The sequence below is a fragment of the Mycolicibacterium stellerae genome (genome assembly GCF_003719305.1).
Classification (GTDB): Bacteria; Actinomycetota; Actinomycetes; order Mycobacteriales; family Mycobacteriaceae; genus Mycobacterium; species Mycobacterium stellerae.
On sequence record NZ_RARC01000073.1, the window covers coordinates 1 to 1,831 of the forward strand.

Annotated in this window: 2 protein-coding genes; both read right to left on the reverse strand. The window is 64.8% G+C overall.

Annotation, left to right across the window (positions count from 1 at the left end; genetic code table 11):
• On the reverse strand, positions 1–606 hold a 606-nt coding region (gene nuoE / locus D6M19_RS33990), incomplete at its 3' end, for an NADH-quinone oxidoreductase subunit NuoE (RefSeq protein ID WP_123029673.1).
• The coding region (nuoD, locus tag D6M19_RS33995; RefSeq protein WP_123029672.1) for an NADH dehydrogenase (quinone) subunit D at positions 606–1,831 on the reverse strand (1,226 nt) is incomplete at its 5' end. The genes nuoE and nuoD, both read right to left, overlap by 1 nt.

The window sequence follows — 1,831 nt, forward strand, 5'->3', positions numbered from 1 at the left end:
GAAGGTGCAAAGCGGCGCCCCGCGACTGGGCAGCGGCGGCTGGCCTTCGCGTAGCGCGTCGACGAGATCTCTTGCCGAGGAGGGGGTTTGGTTGTCGAAGAATTCCCAGTTGACCATCATGACGGGTGCGTAGTCGCATGCGGCGTTGCATTCGATGTGTTCGAGGGTGACGCGGCCGTCGTCGGTGGTCTGGCCTGCGTGGATGCCGAGGTGGTCCTGCAGTGCGTCGAGGATCGCGTCGCCGCCCATGATCGCGCACAGGGTGTTGGTGCAGACGCCGACCAGGTACTCGCCGGTGGGGGTGCGCCGGTACATCGAGTAGAACGTGGCCACCGCGGTCACCTCGGCCTCGGTCAGGTCGAGCTGCCTGGCGCAGAACGCGAGGCCGGCCTTGGTGAGACAGCCGTCTTCGGCCTGCACCAGATGCAGCAGCGGCAGCAGCGCCGACCGAGAACGCGGGTATTTGGCGATGATGCCTTCGGCGTCGGCCGCCAGCCTGGCGGTCACGTCGGCCGGGTAAGCCGCCTCGCCGGCGATCGGCGGGCCCGCCTCGTCGGGCCGCTGACCCAGCTCGATGAACACCGAGGATCCGTTGGGAGAGCTCATTAGCGGTCCACGCCTCCCATGACTGGGTCGATGGAGGCGACGGCGGAGATGGCGTCGGCGACCATGGCGCCTTCGCAGGTGGCGCCGACGGCTTGCAGGTTGGTGAAGGAGGGGTCGCGGTAGTGCACTCGGTAGGGTCTGGTGCCGCCGTCGGAGACCATGTGCACGCCGAGTTCGCCGCGTGGTGATTCCACGGCGACGTAGACCTGTCCGGGTGGGACCCGGATGCCTTCGGTGACGAGTTTGAAGTGGTGGATCAGGCCTTCCATGGAGTGGCCCATGATTTTGGCGATGTGTTCGGGTGAGTTGCCCAGCCCGTCGGGTCCCAGTTTCAGGTCGGCGGGCCAGGCCAGTTTCTTGTCGGTCAGCATCACCGGGCCTGGTGTGGTTTCGAGGCGCTCGACGCATTGGGTGATGATTTTCAGTGATTCGTGGAGTTCTTTGACCCTGATCAGGTAGCGGCCGTAGGCGTCGCAGCCGTCGTCGGTGATGACGTCGAAGTCGTAGGTTTCATACCCGCAGTAGGGTTGGGATTTGCGCAGGTCGTGGGGGAGGCCGGTGGCGCGCAGGACCGGGCCGGTGACGCCGAGGGCCATGCAGCCGGTCAGGTCGAGGTAGCCGATGTTTTGGGTGCGGGCCTTCCAGATGTAGTTCTCGCTTAGGAGGTCGGAGAGGTCTTTGAGCCGTTTGGGCATCAGGGTGAGCATGTCGCGGATCTGGGGCAGGGCTTCTTCGGGTAGGTCGGTGGCCAGCCCGCCGGGGCGGATGTAGGCGTTGTTCATCCGCAGCCCGGTGATGGTTTCGAAGATCGACAGGATCTGTTCGCGTTCGCGGAACCCGTAGAACATCGCACCCATGGAGCCCAGTTCCATCCCGCCGGTGGCCAGCGCGACCAGGTGGGACGAGATGCGGTTGAGTTCCATCATCATCACCCGGATGATGCTGGCGCGTTGGGGGATGTCGTCGGTGACCCCGAGCAGTTTCTCCACTCCGAGGCAGTACACGGTTTCGTTGAACAGTGGTGAGAGGTAGTCCATTCGGGTGACGAACGTGACGCCCTGGGTCCAGGTGCGGTATTCCAGGTTCTTCTCGATGCCGGTGTGTAGGTAGCCGATGCCGCAGCGGGCCGACACGATCGTCTCGCCTTCGATCTCCAGGATCAGCCGCAGCACCCCGTGGGTGGACGGGTGCTGGGGACCCATGTTCACCACAATCCGCTCACCGG